This window comes from Candidatus Tisiphia endosymbiont of Nemotelus uliginosus (assembly GCF_964264835.1).
In the GTDB taxonomy this organism is placed as follows: Bacteria; Pseudomonadota; Alphaproteobacteria; order Rickettsiales; family Rickettsiaceae; genus Tisiphia.
Genome location: NZ_OZ183485.1, coordinates 596,653 through 614,566, shown reverse-complemented (window position 1 = coordinate 614,566; position 17,914 = coordinate 596,653). Strand labels below are relative to the sequence as shown.

General features: G+C 35.1%; 16 protein-coding genes. 7 read left to right on the top strand and 9 right to left on the bottom strand.

Annotation, left to right across the window (positions count from 1 at the left end):
• Window positions 1-67: 67 nt before the first annotated feature.
• From ACFELV_RS02690 to ACFELV_RS02665, 6 genes are all read right to left on the bottom strand, one after another.
• Window positions 68-301 (bottom strand): 50S ribosomal protein L31, encoded by a 234-nt coding sequence (locus tag ACFELV_RS02690; protein WP_375326646.1) that lies wholly within the window; start codon window positions 299-301, stop codon window positions 68-70.
• 2 nt (window positions 302-303) lie between these two features.
• Window positions 304-594: a 50S ribosomal protein L28 gene (rpmB, locus tag ACFELV_RS02685; RefSeq protein ID WP_375326645.1), complete on the bottom strand. Its 291-nt coding sequence runs from the start codon at window positions 592-594 to the stop codon at window positions 304-306.
• Between the two features lie 172 nt (window positions 595-766).
• On the bottom strand, window positions 767-1,645 hold the full coding sequence (locus ACFELV_RS02680; protein WP_375326644.1) for a hypothetical protein: 879 nt from the start codon (window positions 1,643-1,645) through the stop codon (window positions 767-769).
• A 9-nt stretch (window positions 1,646-1,654) separates the two neighbouring features.
• Complete coding sequence (locus ACFELV_RS02675) at window positions 1,655-2,632, bottom strand: hypothetical protein (RefSeq protein ID WP_375326643.1); 978 nt, start codon at window positions 2,630-2,632, stop codon at window positions 1,655-1,657.
• An 84-nt stretch (window positions 2,633-2,716) separates the two neighbouring features.
• Window positions 2,717-4,303, bottom strand: a complete 1,587-nt coding sequence (locus ACFELV_RS02670; RefSeq protein WP_375326642.1) for a S16 family serine protease — start codon at window positions 4,301-4,303, stop codon at window positions 2,717-2,719.
• 322 nt (window positions 4,304-4,625) lie between these two features.
• The gene (locus ACFELV_RS02665) at window positions 4,626-5,951 is read right to left on the bottom strand and encodes a hypothetical protein (protein WP_375326641.1); all 1,326 of its coding nucleotides are present in this window, start codon (window positions 5,949-5,951) and stop codon (window positions 4,626-4,628) included.
• A gap of 651 nt (window positions 5,952-6,602) precedes the next feature.
• Here ACFELV_RS02665 and ACFELV_RS02660 point away from each other — a divergent pair.
• The 4 genes from ACFELV_RS02660 (at window position 6,603) to ACFELV_RS02645 (ending at window position 9,680) form a co-directional block, all read left to right on the top strand.
• Entirely contained in the window at window positions 6,603-7,298 is a 696-nt protein-coding gene (locus ACFELV_RS02660; protein ID WP_375326640.1) for a hypothetical protein, read from the top strand.
• 227 nt (window positions 7,299-7,525) lie between these two features.
• Window positions 7,526-8,530: a hypothetical protein gene (locus ACFELV_RS02655; RefSeq protein WP_375326639.1), complete on the top strand. Its 1,005-nt coding sequence runs from the start codon at window positions 7,526-7,528 to the stop codon at window positions 8,528-8,530.
• A 3-nt stretch (window positions 8,531-8,533) separates the two neighbouring features.
• Entirely contained in the window at window positions 8,534-8,815 is a 282-nt protein-coding gene (locus tag ACFELV_RS02650) for a hypothetical protein (RefSeq protein ID WP_375326638.1), read from the top strand.
• 229 nt (window positions 8,816-9,044) lie between these two features.
• Window positions 9,045-9,680 carry a hypothetical protein gene (locus tag ACFELV_RS02645; RefSeq protein ID WP_375326637.1) on the top strand — a complete coding sequence of 212 codons (636 nt, stop codon included), beginning with the start codon at window positions 9,045-9,047 and terminating at the stop codon, window positions 9,678-9,680.
• A gap of 109 nt (window positions 9,681-9,789) precedes the next feature.
• Here the strand turns inward: ACFELV_RS02645 and ACFELV_RS02640 are convergent, their stop codons facing one another.
• From ACFELV_RS02640 to ACFELV_RS02630, 3 genes are all read right to left on the bottom strand, one after another.
• Window positions 9,790-10,446 carry an NADPH-dependent FMN reductase gene (locus tag ACFELV_RS02640; protein WP_375326636.1) on the bottom strand — a complete coding sequence of 219 codons (657 nt, stop codon included), beginning with the start codon at window positions 10,444-10,446 and terminating at the stop codon, window positions 9,790-9,792.
• Window positions 10,447-10,601: 155 nt separating this feature from the next.
• Window positions 10,602-11,396 (bottom strand): GNAT family N-acetyltransferase, encoded by a 795-nt coding sequence (locus tag ACFELV_RS02635; protein ID WP_375326635.1) that lies wholly within the window; start codon window positions 11,394-11,396, stop codon window positions 10,602-10,604.
• Window positions 11,397-11,606: 210 nt separating this feature from the next.
• A complete protein-coding gene (locus ACFELV_RS02630; protein ID WP_375326634.1) occupies window positions 11,607-14,699 on the bottom strand; it encodes a hypothetical protein in 3,093 nt (1,030 codons plus the stop codon).
• A gap of 88 nt (window positions 14,700-14,787) precedes the next feature.
• On the opposite strand from ACFELV_RS02630, the gene ACFELV_RS02625 reads away from it, so the two are divergent.
• From ACFELV_RS02625 to xseA, 3 genes are all read left to right on the top strand, one after another.
• Window positions 14,788-15,867 carry an IS4 family transposase gene (locus ACFELV_RS02625; RefSeq protein ID WP_375326208.1) on the top strand — a complete coding sequence of 360 codons (1,080 nt, stop codon included), beginning with the start codon at window positions 14,788-14,790 and terminating at the stop codon, window positions 15,865-15,867.
• A gap of 2 nt (window positions 15,868-15,869) precedes the next feature.
• A complete protein-coding gene (locus ACFELV_RS02620; protein WP_375326633.1) occupies window positions 15,870-16,238 on the top strand; it encodes a hypothetical protein in 369 nt (122 codons plus the stop codon).
• Window positions 16,239-16,317: 79 nt separating this feature from the next.
• Window positions 16,318-17,667, top strand: coding sequence for an exodeoxyribonuclease VII large subunit (gene xseA, locus ACFELV_RS02615; protein ID WP_375326632.1), 1,350 nt, complete (start codon window positions 16,318-16,320; stop codon window positions 17,665-17,667).
• The last annotated feature ends 247 nt before the right edge of the window (window positions 17,668-17,914 follow it).

Genomic DNA, 17,914 nt, shown 5'->3' with positions numbered 1-17,914 from the left:
CTCTTGGAAGCCATTAAGTTAAGAATATCTTTTCCAGAAATAAAAACAAGATTCTCTTAGTAAGCTATTAACTTTCTGATTTTTTACCAAAATTAAGGCCAGCAAATTTCTTATTAAAATCACTAATATTTTTATTAGATTGATTAACAACATTGCCTGCTTCTTTGGTCCACGCGGGGTGTTTTCTATAATCAACATCCATTAAAATCTCATCTGCCTCTCCCGCAGAATTAGTTTCAAAAAAATCACTACCAATGATTATTTTTAATATTTTATATTGTGGATGAATTGCAAAGTTCATATTTATATAGTACCAACTTTTTTCTCGATTACTCTTTTCTTAATAATTTGCGCTTTATCGGAAAGTAGTTCACTTGATACCTTTAGCATATATGCATCAAAACCCCCGACTTTCTCAACTGTACGCATACATTTTGCATTCACCAGAAGCTTATATTCCTGACCAGTAAGCTCACTTTGATAACGCACAACTCGTAGGTTAGGCTCAAAGCGTCTTCTAGTTTTTCTTTGAGAGTGAGATACTTTATTACCATATAAAACCCCAACTCCACTAAGCTCACATTTCCAAGACATTACGGCTTCCCCTAACTATATCCTAAATCACATTTTACACTGTACCATTAATAAGAAATAATGTCAATAGCACTTGTATGATCTGTTCAACATTTTTCTGGACAGTGTTTTTTAAAGCGATTTTGCATTGCTTCGTATTTAATTGGTGATAAATAATTATTTAGTGGGTGGTCTACATAATGCTACAATAGTTACAGCAAGGACAATTTTCTCCGGTTGTGGCCACTTCTGGCTGTATTTCTGGAACGTAAGATACCAGAACAATGCTTCTTGTTTGAGGAATTAGGCCTTCTCTATCCTGGGGAAGGAAAGCAGCTTCGCTATGTTCAGTTGACAGATAGCCAGAAGAAGTATCAGGAGTTACATATAAAGTATTACCTTTAGGAACTTGCAGCAGCCCGGCACTTGCTCCTTCAGTAGTGTTTGCGTTAGTGCTAGTAGGCATGCTGGTGTCAGGTATATGTTGCTCAAATCCTTTAAAAATTTTAATAGCATGGGATGGGTCGCATTTGAAAAAATTAATAACAGCATTGGCATGATCAGTAGTTAATAATGGATTTATTCCATATTTGTTTCGATTTTCTTTAACAGCTTGGGCATATTTTTCAGCTTTGCTAAATATGTCTTGAGAATATGATTTACTACTAGGATTCTTTTCTAAAAAATCTGCCATATTATATATTTCATGATTCTTGCCATTCATGAAATCAGTACATATTTTATTTTCTAATATATGTCCTATGATTATATATAATTTTACCATCTCATCATCTTGTGCTAACCCTAGATAAGAATACCTGTAATTATGTATATAGGCTAGAGCAGTAGCAGCAGCAGGTACCCCAAATATTAATGCTTCCTTGAATTCGAATTCTGCTACTGCAAAACCATTTTTAGCTTCTGGAAATTTCTCGAAGTCTAATAAGGTTTCTGCCATACCTAATGCCATTAGAGCATGATTATATGCTTTAATAGGGGTACGAGGCACTAAATTCCCTTCCTTATCCTGAATATATAATTGTCTTGTTTCTACTAATTCAGCGTTAACCATAATTGTACTCTATTTTATTCCTTTATTACCTTTGGATTCGCCTCCTACTTTATATCTCAAAGCAGACAGGGTTATATTGTGATGACCGTTAGAGCGCAATAAGTTAGTTTTAATATTATTACCTAATTGCCGTAACTCTGCTTGACTAAAAGATTTTGCTTGATCTGTACTAATAGGCAGTGTTTTATTGCTGATTTCAGCGTTAGACTCTTCTGCTATTAACTGCGCAAATTGTACCAACTTGGTTTTTCTAGGATCAGACTTTGGTAGGTTATTAATACTTTGGGTTAACACATGGCTATTCTGTACCACATCATGCTGAATATCATCAAAAGAGTTTTGTGCCTTACTTACTACTTTTAACAGGGGTACAAACCGCCCGTGTTGTTTTTCAATATTAACCAATTCTTGGTTTGCAGCCTCTTTTTTATATGCCGCTACATTTGGATCATCTATAACATTTTTCAGGGTTGTTGTTTGTACTACAAATACCTGCTCACGTATCTGCACTTTCTGGTAACAATAATGCCATGCTTGTTGTTTTGCTTGCCTTATCTTTCTGTGATTACAGAATTGATCTAATTCTTTTTGTGAGATATCCTCGCCTTTTGCTATACGGGTTGATATATCACGCAAAAGATTTCGTTCTGTTGTGATAGCTTCGGTAAATTCTCTGGATAACTTTACTATTTCTGCCGCTTCTTTTAACAATAGTTTCTCTTCTTCTGCAGCAGCTTTGTCTTGTGCTGTATTATAGATTTCTATTCTTGGTTTATTTTCATAATTTTTGACCTGTGTTTCTACGGCCTGTAATAATTCTGATATCTGAAGATCCAAACCTAATCTACTAGCCTCTAAAATTACACTAGCAACGCGTGCTAACATGGTAATTAATTTAGATCTTGAAGTAGGGCTATTAAATGCAGCTTTTAATTCAGTAAGTTCTTTTTTGATTTTTAACGTTGTGTTGTTATCTGCTTCTGCCATTTGTGCTACCCAATCTTTTTCGTTTATAGATTGCAATTTGATTAGAACAGATCTAGATTATCAGTGTCAACATTTTTAGTTGAATTATTGTAAAAATTTTCGCTTACCAAAAAGGAAATTCTTAAGTTCTACTACATGTGATATTGTCTCTATAGTTAATACTTCCTTAATTTCTTGAGGAATTTTTAATAGATCTTTGTGATTACCTGCAGGGATAAATACTGTGGTAATATTGTCTCTCACTGCTGCAGAAAGTTTCTCCTTTAATCCTCCTACAGCTAGCACTTTGCCTTTTAAAGTTAATTCACCAGTCATTGCTATATCTTGCTGGACTTTCTTGTTAGTGAGCAGGGATATCAAGGCTACATAAATTGTAATCCCAGCAGAAGGACCATCTTTCGCAACTGCCCCTTCTGGAATATGAATATGCAAGTCGTTATTTTGAAAAACTTGTGGCCTAATTTCTAATTCTTTAGCATTAGCCTTAAGATAGGCAATGGCCGCATCTATTGATTCCTTCAATACTTCCCCGAGTTTACCAGTTGCCTTAACTTTCCCATCCCCGGGAAATTTCTCTACTTCAATGGTTATGGTACTACCGCCGCTTGCAGTATAGGCTAGTCCTATCGCTGTGCCAATTTTTGCTGTTTGATCTATAGGAGTATTGCTGTATTGCCTACTACCAAAATATTTTTCTATCAATTGTTCATTAATTACTGGTTTATTTCCTTTAATTTCATCTAATAAATATTTTTGTATCAAGATTCTTAAGATTTTTTCAATATCCCGAACCCCGGATTCTTTGGTATAATGATTAATCAAATATTTAATAAGTTTATTATCAAATTCCATTTGGGATTCAATAAGATTGGCTTCCTTTAATATCTTAGGAATTAAATATTGATTCGTTATGTGTATTTTTTCTGAAATAGTGTAACCACTAAGTTCTATAATCTCCATTCTATTAATGAGTGGAAAAGAAATTTCCTCTAATGAATTAGCAGTCGCAATGAAGAAGATCTTGGATAAATCAAAGGAGAAATCAAAATAATCATCAGTAAATCTACTATTATGGTCAGGATCTAGTAGCTGAAGTAGTGCTGATTCTAAACCGTTTCCCCTACTTCTATATTTATTAACCTTATCAATTTCATCCAGAAGCATCACTGGGTTACTCGTACCTATTTCAGTTATTGAAGATAAGATTTTGCCAGGATGAGAATCGGCATAGGAGTGCATAAAGCCTCGAATTAACGAGCTATCATCACTGCCAGCAAGTGAAAGGCTAATAAATTTACGGTTTAAAGCATTAGCAATAGATCTAGCGATAGAAGTTTTGCCTACCCCTGGAGGGCCTACTAAACAAATGATAGGAGTTTTAGCCAAATCAGAGCGGGGGAGAAATGCTAAACATTCTAAGATACGACTCTTTACTTCCTCCATACCATAATGTTCTTGATCTAAAATTGTGCTTGCTTGTTTAAGATCAATATGAACATTATCATACTTACCCCAGGGTAGTTTAAGTATATTATGTAAATATTTACGATGTTTAGCTTTGTCCTCACTATTGACGCCCAGGGATTTAATGATATTAAATTCTTTAATAGCTATATTGTTTGCTTCTGTGGAAAGCGGCAGATAGGTTATTAGATCTTCTATATCTTGCATGTCTTCGGGCAGAGACAATTTACATGTTTCACATAAAGCAGAGCGCTTTAGCTCTAAAAAATCAGCATCTTGTAACCATTGGTCACTCGTAGTAAAAGCACTAGTATTAACAGGAGAGGTGTGGTTGTTTGGAGAGGATTCTATATATTTAATAAGATATAAGATTTTTTCTATTGTGTTCTTACTACAAAATTCTTTTCTTATATTATCTGTTTCAGCAGAACAATAATGATATCCCAGGATTGAGTTGGCTATATAAAAACTAACATTAATAGCATAACTCTCTAAATTAGTAAAAATGCCATTAAAGACAGGAATAGTTCTATTGTCTTGATAGGCTGCTAGTGAGTTGATAATATAGGGTGATTAGCTTATCTAGTAATGGCTTTAATTGTGCAGTATTATCTAAAGTTGATTCTATAATTGCTTTAGATTTGCCATAAAATATACCATCTTTTAATATTATTTCTACTATTCTTACTCTTTGTTTAGGGGTTATATATATATGGGTACCGTTATCTTTGCGAATACTGATATTATTAACTTCAGTTAATATAGAAGGTACCTTATTTGCGTTAGAAGAGTAAATAGGGGGCGTTCCTTCGACTAGTAGTAAACTTTTATTACCACTATAATAAAGCCTTTCAATTTGTTCGGCTATTAATATACTGTAGTAAGTAAGATATATCTTTTTGGAGATCAATAATGATAAATGTTCAGTGATAATATCTTCAAATAATATAATAGAGAAACCCTTTGGAACTTCTTGCATCTCTTGAATATGTTTATTTGTTTTTTTGTTAACATTTTCTAAAACTTGTTTTTTCTTAAGATCAAGAAGCTCTAATAATTTAGATTCAATATTTTCAAATCTTTTTTCAAGTTGGTTAATTTTCAGTAAATCTGTACATTCTATTAACTTAATTAATTTATTACTGATATTTATTACATAATCCACATTATTGCCTATAGTATCATTAAAGACAATTGACTCAGAACTATTATTTAATTTGTGTATTTCATTGAAAATTTTTGAACAATTAATTATTAAATTTCTTAAATTTTCCTGATTATTGACTATATATTCAACCGCATCAATTATACAAAAACATACTTCAACTAAGTCATCCTGTTTATTTTTATGTTTTATTATTGATGAAATTGTTACCATTTTTTTTGGCACAATATTCAAATAATAAGATATAGCAGGATATTCTGCCGTAAACATTTTGAAAGAAGCAAAGATGCCAATTTGTTTTTGGCTGCTAAGTAATGCCTGTTGAGAATTATCAACTAAAATCACATATCCTATTTGTTCTTTTAAGATTTTTCTATATTCCATTAATTGGATTTGCGCCTCTTCTGGTATATGAATATTATTATTTGCTATATCGCAGTGAATTAACGGAATAATTTTGTGGATGGTGGAGCATTCTCCTAATGCAATTAACGGAAAGATTTGACCAGATAATAGCTTGTCTTGAAAGGTTATATCTTCTGTAGTTATCAGCTTATTAGAAGCAGCTTCTATAATAGACTTCTTTTGAAACTCTACTCGAGGTGGTAATTTATGCGCCTTCCCTCCTGCCAATTCCTGCGCTAGAGTGAATTCTGCCAGAAGTCTATTATCTTTAATCTTTTTGACCATTTTTTTCTCTTACTTTAATTTGCCACATATAGGCAAGAATGCAGAAGATGAGCTCAAGTTTTGAGGATATACTTTTTGCCTTTCAAGAGCTGGATTCCGGTGATAGCTAGATTTTATAAAAACCCATCCTATGTTCATTAATTATTCATTAATTTTATAAGCATTCTTTAACCATTTTTAGTGGCTTGCAGAAATATTATATACAGGTTGATTTTTTGCAATGAATTTTTACTTAGAGAGGAAAAATACTGATAAGAATTTTTTTAGAAGAGGAACAGTTCGGGCGTTTGAGTATAATTCTTTCGCAACTGATATTGAAGCTGTAAATTATAAATGACAGCAATTAGCTGAAATCTCGCTTTGTTCCAAATATTTATTAATTTAAATAATTAATAAATATTAATTATTTTACTAATTATTAGTTGCTTAGTAAGGCTAATGCCTATATATTGCCTTCTTGTTTTATCCCCTTATACCATTTCCTAAAACTAATTATCTACGTTCGTCGTACTTCATGATCTTCTGCTCCTCACGTACTAATATGTACGCGCAGGTAGCGGGCACTCGTACTCCTAGTGTTAATTAGTTTTCGGAAATGGTATTACTCACCTACATAAAGTATGAATATTAATTCAGAATAAAATTACTAAAATGCCTACTAATAATACTGTTAATAATGCTAATGTCTCTGTGATGGCTTATTTCCACTCCGTTGGAGGAGTAAGTAGCAGTAATCACTCAATTCCTACATCCTCTAACTACCAAAACAAGGCCGCCTTTAGTACGGCACAACATAAAGAGAATACAACTTTTTCTTATACCTTTAAATCTCAAATACAGCATTACCATAATGGGACTCACCACCCCCCTATACAGCATTTACCAGCCCATAATGGTGCTAAGGCTCAGCCTCGATCGCAGGGAAATACCACTATCGTTAAGGCGGCGAGTACCTCTGCTATTCATAAAAATTTAACCCCTAAAATGACTACCAAAGATCAAGAAATTCCAGTCCGGGCAAAGCTTATATCTGCTTCTTATAATATTTCAAAACATGACCATGACTCAAAAGTTAATATATCTAATATTAACCCTTTACACTATAAACTTAAACCTTCTATAAAATATAAAAATATCTCAGAAGCTCAATCTAATAATACGATAGTTAACTCACATCAACCTATTAATGCTACTAAACATCAAAAAACCAAAGGCCAAAAATTAAATAAGGATTCTGAATTGCGGTTATACTTAAAACATGAGTATGATCATGACAATAATCACTCAAAATTATTTAACACCACATATGTAGAGCCAATTAGAGTAAAAAAAATATTGCTAGACTAGATCAGAACCAATTTAATGATTTTAAAAAACCCTCAATTGCTAATGGATATTTAGCTAATACAAACCAGCTAGAGATAATTTCGTTAACAAATTCAGCGAATATCACGAATGTAGCAAATAATTATAATCGTTATAATATAGATCCCGACCCAAATATTCCATGTATTAATGAGGAAAACTTTATCGGGTACTGCAAAAACTTTGCTTCTCATAGTGACGAAAGAAGGATGGCCGTATATTATCGAGAAGCTCAAAAGATATTTTCTGAAAAAATTGCCCCCTCTATATCGTCAACATTTACACAAGTTTGTACCATTCATATTGTACCACTAGATCACATTTCCAATCGCCTGGGTTTTTACTCTCCTGCCCATATAAATAGAGATATTAATAGCTTTAATTGTAGCTTAAAAATTGCGGATATTGTTTCAGGTCCACTAACACCAATGCATGAATTTGGGCATGCCATTCACCTGCAATTTCTTCAGAATACTATACCTAGCAATATATTTAGGGAAGGTATTGCCGAGTTTGTAGCAATTTATGAGCAGCCGAAGAAAATAGCCGATTATTGTCAACAAGCTCAAGAATTTTTTAGGAATCACCCAAATTTATATTCTAAGTTTAATGAGATATTGGACTTATCTTATAGATATGATCAGCATTTAAATGGTGAACCTATTTATATTATCGGGGCTCTTTTAACATATTATTTTGTCACTATTAAGCCGGTAATGCAAAATTACTTGATATGTGTTAGGGATAATAAGGTAGAAGCAAATTATCTACAATGTGATACTCAGTTCCGAGAATGTAATAATCATATAAGACGGTTAGGGGAATTAAAGTGTCAAAATGTCTATAGTGAATGCGTAAGGGATAATAAAATTAGTAGTATCCATTCTAATGCGCAGATATGCAATACACGGTACCAGCAATGCTGGGAAGAGTATCATAATAGACACTGTGTTAATGAGGATATAAAATGTAAAAGCAATATACCCACCGCAGCAGAACAATTAAGAGCAAGAAAAAATAAGGAATGTGAGCAACACTTAACAGCAGCCTATAACAAAGACGAATTTAAGGATTTCATAAATAATAAATGTCAAAATCCTAGTCCTGCTGCAGCTTTTGCTGAGCCCTTGCAAATAATAGCAAATTGTGTAGCACAGAAGTGTAAACTGTTGAAAGCTCACTTTACAAACAGTATGGATGCTGAGAAACAATGATACTTGCCAGTTATAATAGTAGAAGATAATATTATAACTAACAAACGCGGGTGTTTAGGGCCGCTATGGAAATCTCTGCTTATAGAAAAGTTAGAGCGAGGAGAATCTATAATGATAGACCACTTCACTCCGTGTCCGGAAGTAACTTATATGCCAATTGATGAAAAGCTCATTTATGCTGCGGTTAGTAACAAAACTGTTACAATAAGTTTCGTAGCCCAACCTAGGCCAATGAAGAGCAATGCTAGTATAACGAAAATCTCTCCCCCTTATTATCAAGAATGAAGGGTTCCATATCTTTATTGCCACCCCCTCTTATTCCCACTCCTCTAGTGGGTTACAAGTTCCTACCCCTAAGGCCCATCTTAACACCCCTTCTACCACTACCTCTTCTACTTCTATTAAACCAGCTACTATTGACGCAACATCTTTTAAAGAGGTAGAAGCGGTATGTAATCAAGAAATTTGTAAGCTTTCTCATACTAACTATCAAAACACTAATATAGATATTGTAGTGAGCATAAGGGGAGAGACTGATAATATACAATATAATTGCCCAGCTAGCTGGAATAACTGGTTTCGCGCTATATACGTTCCACAAGAAGCATTTGTCAAGGGCCTTAATAGAGGATGTCAGCCAATAGATATTACGTCAGCAAGTAATATTGACGCTTCTGATTTGGCTAATATTCATAATATTAATACGCTATTGCACTCCCAAATCACTAACAGCACCCCTGTTGAAGAGGTAGCTTTTATCTCAAATAATAACAAGACAACCCCGACCTCGAATGTTATTATTGTAGTGTCGGCTGTAGGCGGTGTAATGATATTCTCCATTGCAGTTGGAATAGGAGGGTGCATTAATTCGTATAAAAACAAACAGGAGCGAGATGATATTGATTTAGAAAAAGGCGATAATACCAATTCAGACAATTACTCTGCAGAAACAACAACTAAAAAAGATGCCAAAATATATCATGCTATGAATTTCATTCAGAAGTTTGCAGAGCAAGCGGAAGATTCTCCAGGTCTTTCATGTGTAGAGGATATTGCTGCCCCTAATGATTTTAATGATATGCTCAATTATCATGGCTATGAGGTGTGTACGAATGGAATGGACAGCTTGATGAATCCCCATAATAATTAGTGGTGATATTTAGTGGTATATACTCCTATGACTTAAAGAGTTGGTAGAGGATAGAATCAACTTCAAGAATTAGCGTTATCAATCTACTTCGAGAGATCAAATGAGTATACTACTTCCCAGCAGGTCTATTTTTTACTGCAGTAGTGATCCGAATAAATTCCTTGAGTAGCGCTTCTATTTCTTGAATTTTTTGTGCATCATTAAGCAAGCCTTTTTCATTAAATTTAGCATATGCTTCTGCAATATTAACCTTTTTAGGTAGTACAATCACACCAATATTAGTTAACATCATTTGTAAGGGAATAAGCCCTCGTTGTCCTCCTAAGTGACCCGGAGAAGCAGAGCACAAGGCTACTACCTTATTATTGTATACTTTGTTAGGCATTTCACCTGCTTCATGGCTTCTTGATATCCAATCTAATGTGTTTTTTAATAGGGGAGTTATTGAACTGTTATATTCAGGAGACGCAATGAAAATTCCATCATGTTCTGCAAATATTTTTTTTAACTCAATAGCTTTGCTAGGCAGCCCCTGACTTGATTCTAAATCACCATCATATATAGGTAGCGGAAAGTCTGCTAAATCAATAAAAGTGGCATTAGCACCCAGAGTTTTGGCGATTTCAAAAGCATTATAGGCAAGTTTCTTATTTACAGACTCTGTGCGGCTACTGCCCGCCATAAAAAGCAGTTTAGGCTTATTTTGATTATTGTTTAATACAATTTGAGGTGGTTCTGCAGCTAAAGATAAATTAGAAATAGTCATAATTATTAATATTAAGATTAAATGTAAAAATCGCATAAGGTTTAATAGTTCCATAGGTTTTACTTTGTATTGCAAGTATCCTCACGCACACTGCGGTTTGAAGCGAAGAGCCTTCTTCAAATTCCCTACCAGAAGCGAGCTCTAAAAGAAATCTATTAATTACCCCCAATTGCTCCAAGCACATCCATTGTTGAGTCATCATATAATTGTACTATCCCATTATCATATAACTTCTCAAACACCAGCCTATTATGCTCAAATTTGTAGCTATTCGTTATATGTCGGCCACCGATTTTTTCTAGTATTTTTTGAGATCCAGGATTATCATCTCTGACAGTTGCTTCTAACTTGGTAAAAACAGTACCCCCAGTAAATTTTTCATTGTCTTGATTATACACCTGATTTACTAATCTTTTTTCATTAAATAAAGTTTGTCCATATTCTAAGCATAAGGCACCCACATTCTCGTAACCTACATCTTTGATAGTTTCACTTCTATGATAAGCTTTATTAAATAAATAAGCTAGTTCGCCAGTATGAACATTCTCACTATTGCCAATAACCTCGTATCCTACTACATCGTGATCTTTATCGTTATCAGTTATGATAAATGCAGCAAAAGGGTAGCCATGTGCCCAGCGCACGGATTGTAAATTCACCATACTTTCAAATTGTTCCTGAGTTTTGGTGTTACCTGTAGCAAATTTTTGCATTACTATAGGGTCATTAAAAGTCACTTTATAAAGTTGTTGAATATCAGTACTATATTCATCATAAGTCGTTTTTTCAGAATATAGGGACCTAGCAGTAAATCTATCGGTGTCAATGTACGCTATCCTTCCTGTTGGTAAATCACTGATATCTTCGTACGTTAATTTTGGTCTAGAAAACTTATCTAAATATGCGTCTATTGGAGATAATGAATCTTTATTGTTAGCTGCTTTTGACATATCAACCCTTTCAAATAATTGCCAATAATCAGAATATTATAGAGAAAATCTATTAGAATACTAGTAATAAATTTGGACCTTCCGATAAAATTCCTTTAGGTGGGGAATAAGGTAGCGTCACATTCTTGCTGTCAATTCAATGTTATAGCTAATCACTAAATAATGCATGAATTGGTAATTATTTAGTGATATCTTGTTTAATAGTTTACGTTACAACTCCGTTGAGTGGTAGGGGTACTTTGCCAGTACCTCAACATCGTAGTAGTCAGTATAATCGTCCTTCGTCGGAACACTTGAAAAATGGGCCCCCGGATAATCATCGGGGTGATACACTGGTTTGTATGGCTTATAGTCTTTAAGAGGCAGAAGCGGCGGAACCTTTTCAAATTTCGCATCGGGGTGTTGAGCCGTCATTATTTTGGTAGCATCGAGTTTCGAAGACTTGTATAGTGGCAGAAGAGCTTGTTTCGGGGGGGTGTTGGCGGAAACAGGTTTTACATGATGAGAACTGGCCACGGCATGCGTTGTATGGACAGAGTCATCTTCATCCTCACTCTCACTATTTTCTTCCAACTTTATTATAGTATGCTTACTTTTTAGGGACCTCTTGACATGATCAGACTTTTGATTGCCCCCATGCTGCCCATCCTCAGGTGGTGGGTAGTTCAGAGCTGGTGGTTTTGGATGAATCTTCTTATAGCATGTCATTATACACCATGCAAAGCCCGCGCCTGTCAGCAGAGCTCCTACCACCCCCACACCTATCGCTACCTTTAGCTCTATACTAATAGACGACTTGTTACTACTGTCTGTACCTATAAATCCTTCTGCGAAATTGCGCATTAACTGCGGCGGAGGTAGCTGTACTAACTTCTGAGGGTCAGGTAGTTTTTCCAAATGATCAACCGAACCTTTTGGTAGTATCCTACCCATGTGCTGAACCACTGAACATGAAGAAATGTACTCTTTGAATACTTCCTCAGTTATAGGTGGTAATTCCGCAATAAATGTGTCGGAATAATACTCCGATAGTTTTTTTGGACAAAGATAATGAGTCGTATCACTGCTATTATCTAGATTTACTTTTATTTGTATTGCTTTTATTCCATAAATAAGATACTCCTGAGATACCGTCGCAACAGAAGGAGAAAATATAGGCTTATCTGGATTTTTGTTCAGTGCTTGAGTTTGTACATATATCATCGCATTGTTTTCTACTTTACGCACTGGCCCAGCAGTTTGTGTTTCTGATGGACTGCGTTGAGTAGATGGGGTATGTTCAGGAGGTAGATCTTCTAGCTCAATATCTCCTTCTACTTCGGGATCTAGCTCAATCTCTCCTCCTGTTCTAGGATCATGCCCAGCTTGCTGGGTGCTGACAGGATTATAATCATATGGTTTATTAGTGCTAGGGGCGGCAGGACGATGCCCAGACGATTGAACCTCACCTTGATTATTACAATATTGCTTAATAACCTTTACTAAAAACTCGTTGGCTGCTAGTTTTACTGCAGCAGGGGTACGATTGGTTATTGATGAATAGTAAAAATTTCCAAGGGGGCAGTGCGGCCAGTACTTAGCATGTAATATATTACACATATATTGTATAATACTTCCTGAATCAGACTCTAAGAACATACTGAGAAGATCGTTTTGAAAATCATATTTAATCACACTAGCTTTATCTTCACTACCCTCTTTACTCTTAACAATAATAATATCCTGCTTAATACTAATTTTCCTATTAGCTAATCGGTGTGCTCCTATGTTAGAAGGTGAACAATGCGGATTACCTCTAATGATATTAAAATCAACGTTAAGTACGGGAGGATCTAGCTTTACTGTACCTTGAGGACATTCATATTCTTTATATTTATCAGAAGAAGGATCATGCAGGAGAATAACCTCTGTGTTACCACCATTAGGGGATTGATGCTGAGATGGAGACTTAGTATTAGATTGATGCTGCTGCTTTTGACATGGAGGCTGGTTAGATTGATATTGCTGATTCGGACATGGAGGTTGGTTAGATTGATGTTGAGATTGACCCTGATTTTTAGTATTATACACATTAGCGCCAGAATCTTGCGAGTAACCCCCTGCTCCCCCGCTCAAATATTGCCCGCTTTGCCATAATTTTTTTACACGTCCTGCAACCCAGTTAGCATTTTGCTCCGTTGCCTCTCTCCCGTTGCTAGCATCATATGCATGGGTGTTTTCATGTGCTGCTACCGCAATGTCCTGAATATTGCCATTAAACCTTGCAAGTCTTAATCGGCATGCATTAGGGTGTCCGGTAGGACCATAGTATGGGAGCATGTCTCCTAGCCGATCTATATATATTAACGTAGGATCTATTGTAACACTACATGTGATTGGATTTCCAACGCTATACTGGCTACTATAAACATCTCCTGTCAGATCAAGCACTTGCTTCATAAGTTCTCTTTGACTTGGAGATACAGTATGATCACAAAACAACTTTAAGTTATGCTTATTCCCACATTCTATGCCGCCCCTCTGATATTGATGCTGAGACTGATCCTGATTTTGAGTATTATATGAATTAGTGCTAGAAGCCTGCGGGTAACCCCCTCCTCTCCCACTCGCATATTGCACACTTGGCCATAATTCTATTACACGTTTTTCAACCCATGTAGCACTTTTCTCCCCTTCAGCGTCAGAACCCCCACATCTCCCGTTGCCAGCATCATATCCATGGGTGTTTTCATGCGCTAATATCTTAATTCCCTGAATATTTCCATTAACATATGCGAGTTCTATAAAGCATTTAGTAACGTGTCCAGCGCTATTACAGGCTGTGCTCGTTAATCCTGGCGTATTTTTTCTATATATTAACGTAGGATCTATTGTAACACTACATGTGGTTGGATTTCCAACGCCATACTGGCCACTATAAACATCTCCTGTTAGATCAAGCACTTGCTTTATAAGTTCTCTTTGACTCGGAGACACAGTATCATCACAAATCAACTTTAAGTGATGCTTCACCCCACATTCTATGCCGCCCCTCTGATATTGATGCTGAGACTGATCCTGATTTTGAGTATTATACGAATTAGCGCCAGGACTCTGTGAGTTGCTTCCTGCTCTTCCGCTCGCATATTGCTTGTTCCATGATTGTTGTATCTCCTTCTCAACCGGATCAGCTCTTGCATCGAGTTCCTCCTCGGTCAGGGCACAATGGCCATTGGCAAAATCAAGCACATGAAATGATTCATGTCCCACTGTCTCAATATTAAAAGGACTCTTATCAACATATTTAAAATCATAGTACCCCACAGATTTTACAGGAGGGTTAAAATAATAAATTGAATAAGTGACTGAGAGTCACTAATCTCCGCTGAGAAACAAGCAACAGGAGGTATTAATGGACTCTCAATCACTATACCAAATATTATACATATTTTTAGATTGGCACCCAGCACGAATTAAAACATTTGCAGAATTAATTTGTGCAGTAGTAAAAGCTAAAACTGTGAGAATCAAAGAATTAGCACTGTATGTCGCTTCTAAAGGCAATTTGCATGCCAAGATTGTTAAAGTTGAGCGTTTGCTTTTAGAACAAAATATGTGCTTTATAAGTTTAGGGAAAATTATTGTTAAATTGCTCTGTCTAACAGGTAAAATTAGCCTTGCCATAGATAGAACCAGCTGGCAATTTGGTATTAAAAATTTGAATTTTTTTGTTGCAACTATCGTTTATGGTAATATTTCAATTCCTATAGCATGGTTGTTACTTGATAAAAAAGGCAACTCTTCTACTAATGAAAGAAAGAAATTGATTGAGCAAATTTTAACAATTATACCTAAGGAAATGATAGAGCTTATCCTTGCCGATCGGGAATTTGTTGGTGAGGAATGGTTGCAATATATGGGTGGAATCCAAAAATTACCTTTTGCTATCAGGCTAAGAAAAAGTGAGAAGGTCAAGCATTTCAACGGTGGCAAGATGAAGTTGAATAAATGTTTTGCCGATATGCAAATGGGTGACACTAAAACTATAGAAAGCAAAATTTACAATGGTATGGCAATTAAAATAACTTGTTTGCAATTAGAAAGAGAGCAACTATTTATTGCTAGTAATGTGCTTATTGGTGAATGTGCTTTGCTAGCATATAAGCAGAGGTGGAGCATTGAGCGACCTTTTCTGTCTCTCAAGTCATCTGGATTTAATATTGAAGATACCCACATTACAGATCAAAAAAAGCTGGAAAAACTATTTGCAATAGTATCTTTATCCTTAGCTATTTGCGTGCTTGCTGGTGACATTAAGAACAAAATTTATCCTATAAAGATCAAAAAACATGGTCGTAAATTATACTCATTATTTACTTACGGATTTGATTGGATAAAAGATTATTTTTATAACTCGTTAAGTGATACCCCTGCTATGTTGTTTTCATTACTACGAAAACACATTATGCATGCCTTTCAACTTCAACAATAAGTGTGGGGTACTATGATAATTATTATATTAATAATAAAGGGGTGGCATTAGAAGGTGTTAAAGAACTATTAGTAATATGCAATGATGATAATATCATCCAGGCAATAATTCTTACGTTTAATAATAAAAAATTTGAGGAAGTTTATGAATTACTTGCTGAAAAATATCAGCCTATAAGCAATCATTTCCTCAATGTAACTAATAAAGAGGCCAAATTTGCAAGTAATGACTGTACCATCATATTAGATGCGCCTCACGTGAATTTCGATGTAAGTCTGATATATATCACTAATGAATTTTTAACGCGATTTCAAGCTAAACAAAAAGTAGAAAAACTTGTGACTAAAATTAAAGATAAAGAATTATTATAGTATCAGCATAAAACCATCGACAAAATGAAATAATTCTACGATAATCTGACTTGTTTTACTATGTACCACTTTATAATATATGATAGAAAATAATTTAATTCCTGCGGTCATTGATAAAGTAGAGCAAGAATTTTCAGTAAGTGAAATTTCGATTAGAATCAAGGAATTATTAGAAAATAATTTTAATTATATTAGGATCAAGGGAGAAATTTCTGGTTTAAAAATAGCCACGTCAGGGCATGGATATTTTAATCTAAAAGAGAATACTGCTATTTTAGCTTGTACTTGTTGGCGCCCTGCGCTTGCAAAGCTTAATTTTATCCCAATAGATGGCATGGAAGTAATAGCCAGAGGTAAACTTTCGGGATATGCTGGAAATTCCAGGTACCAGCTATCGGTAGAAGTCTTGCAGCAAGCAGGTTTGGGCGCTTTTATGCAAATTTTAAAAGAGCGACAAGCAAAATTAGCAAAAGAAGGGATTTTTGATAAGCCTAAAAAGCCATTGCCTTTCCTCCCTAATAAGATAGGTGTCATTACTTCATTAACAGGAGCGGTAATAAAGGACATTATCCATCGAATAAAAGATCGCTACCCTTCTCACCTGATTATATGGCCAGTTGCAGTTCAAGGTGAGAATGCGGCATCTGACATTGCTAAGGCCATTGAAGGATTTAATCAGTTAAATCCTGATATGCGTCCATGCGTTATTATTATAGCAAGAGGCGGCGGGTCTATCGAAGATTTATGGGCCTTTAATGAAGAAATAGTAATAAGAAGTGCATTTAACTCAACCATTCCTCTTATTTCAGCAGTAGGGCATGAAATAGATCATACTTTAATAGATTTAATAGCTGATAAGCGGGCACCTACCCCCAGTGCTGCAGCAGAATTTGCTGTACCTGTACTAGCTAATTTAATACATGCAGTAAGTTCTTATTATGAGGCATTAATAAGTCGTACAAGTCAATTGATTAGGTATGCTCAGCAGAATATTAATTATAATACTGATGTTACAAAAAGCTTCAATCATTACATTGAGTACAATCAACAACTCCTGGATGAGCTAAGTTTTCGCCTGCTGGACTCTTTGCCCAATCTTCTCAAATTTAAAAGTGCTACCCTTAATGCATTGGATGTTGAGAGGATAAGTCCTATAAAAATAATTGAATATCAGAACCTTGAGTTACGGCATCAAGTTCATTATATGCTTCAGTCTATTAAACGGCAGATCCAAAATTATGGCTATCAATTAAATTTAAATAGCTCTCTACTTACCAGTTTAGACTACAAAAATGTATTGAAGCGTGGTTTTGCTGTTATTAAATCAGAAGAGGGACATTTTATTACTTCACAAGCTCAGGCAAATAAAATACAAGAATTTAATATTCACTTCTTTGATGGGAATATAGCGGTAAGATGTAATAACTAACAATAATTAGGGGGTGCTTCTCTAATTTAACTGAATTCAATAGACTTCTTTTAGAGCTCGCTTCTGGTAGGAAATTTGAAGGAGGCTCCTCGCTTCAAACCGCAGCGTACTTAAATATACGTGAGGATTTGGGCCTAGATTCATTGTCCAAATTACCATCGCCAGTAGAGTTTGGAAAGAAGTATAATATAAATTAACTTGAATTTCTGTACTATACTCGCATGCTCCCCAGAATTGGATTTGAAAA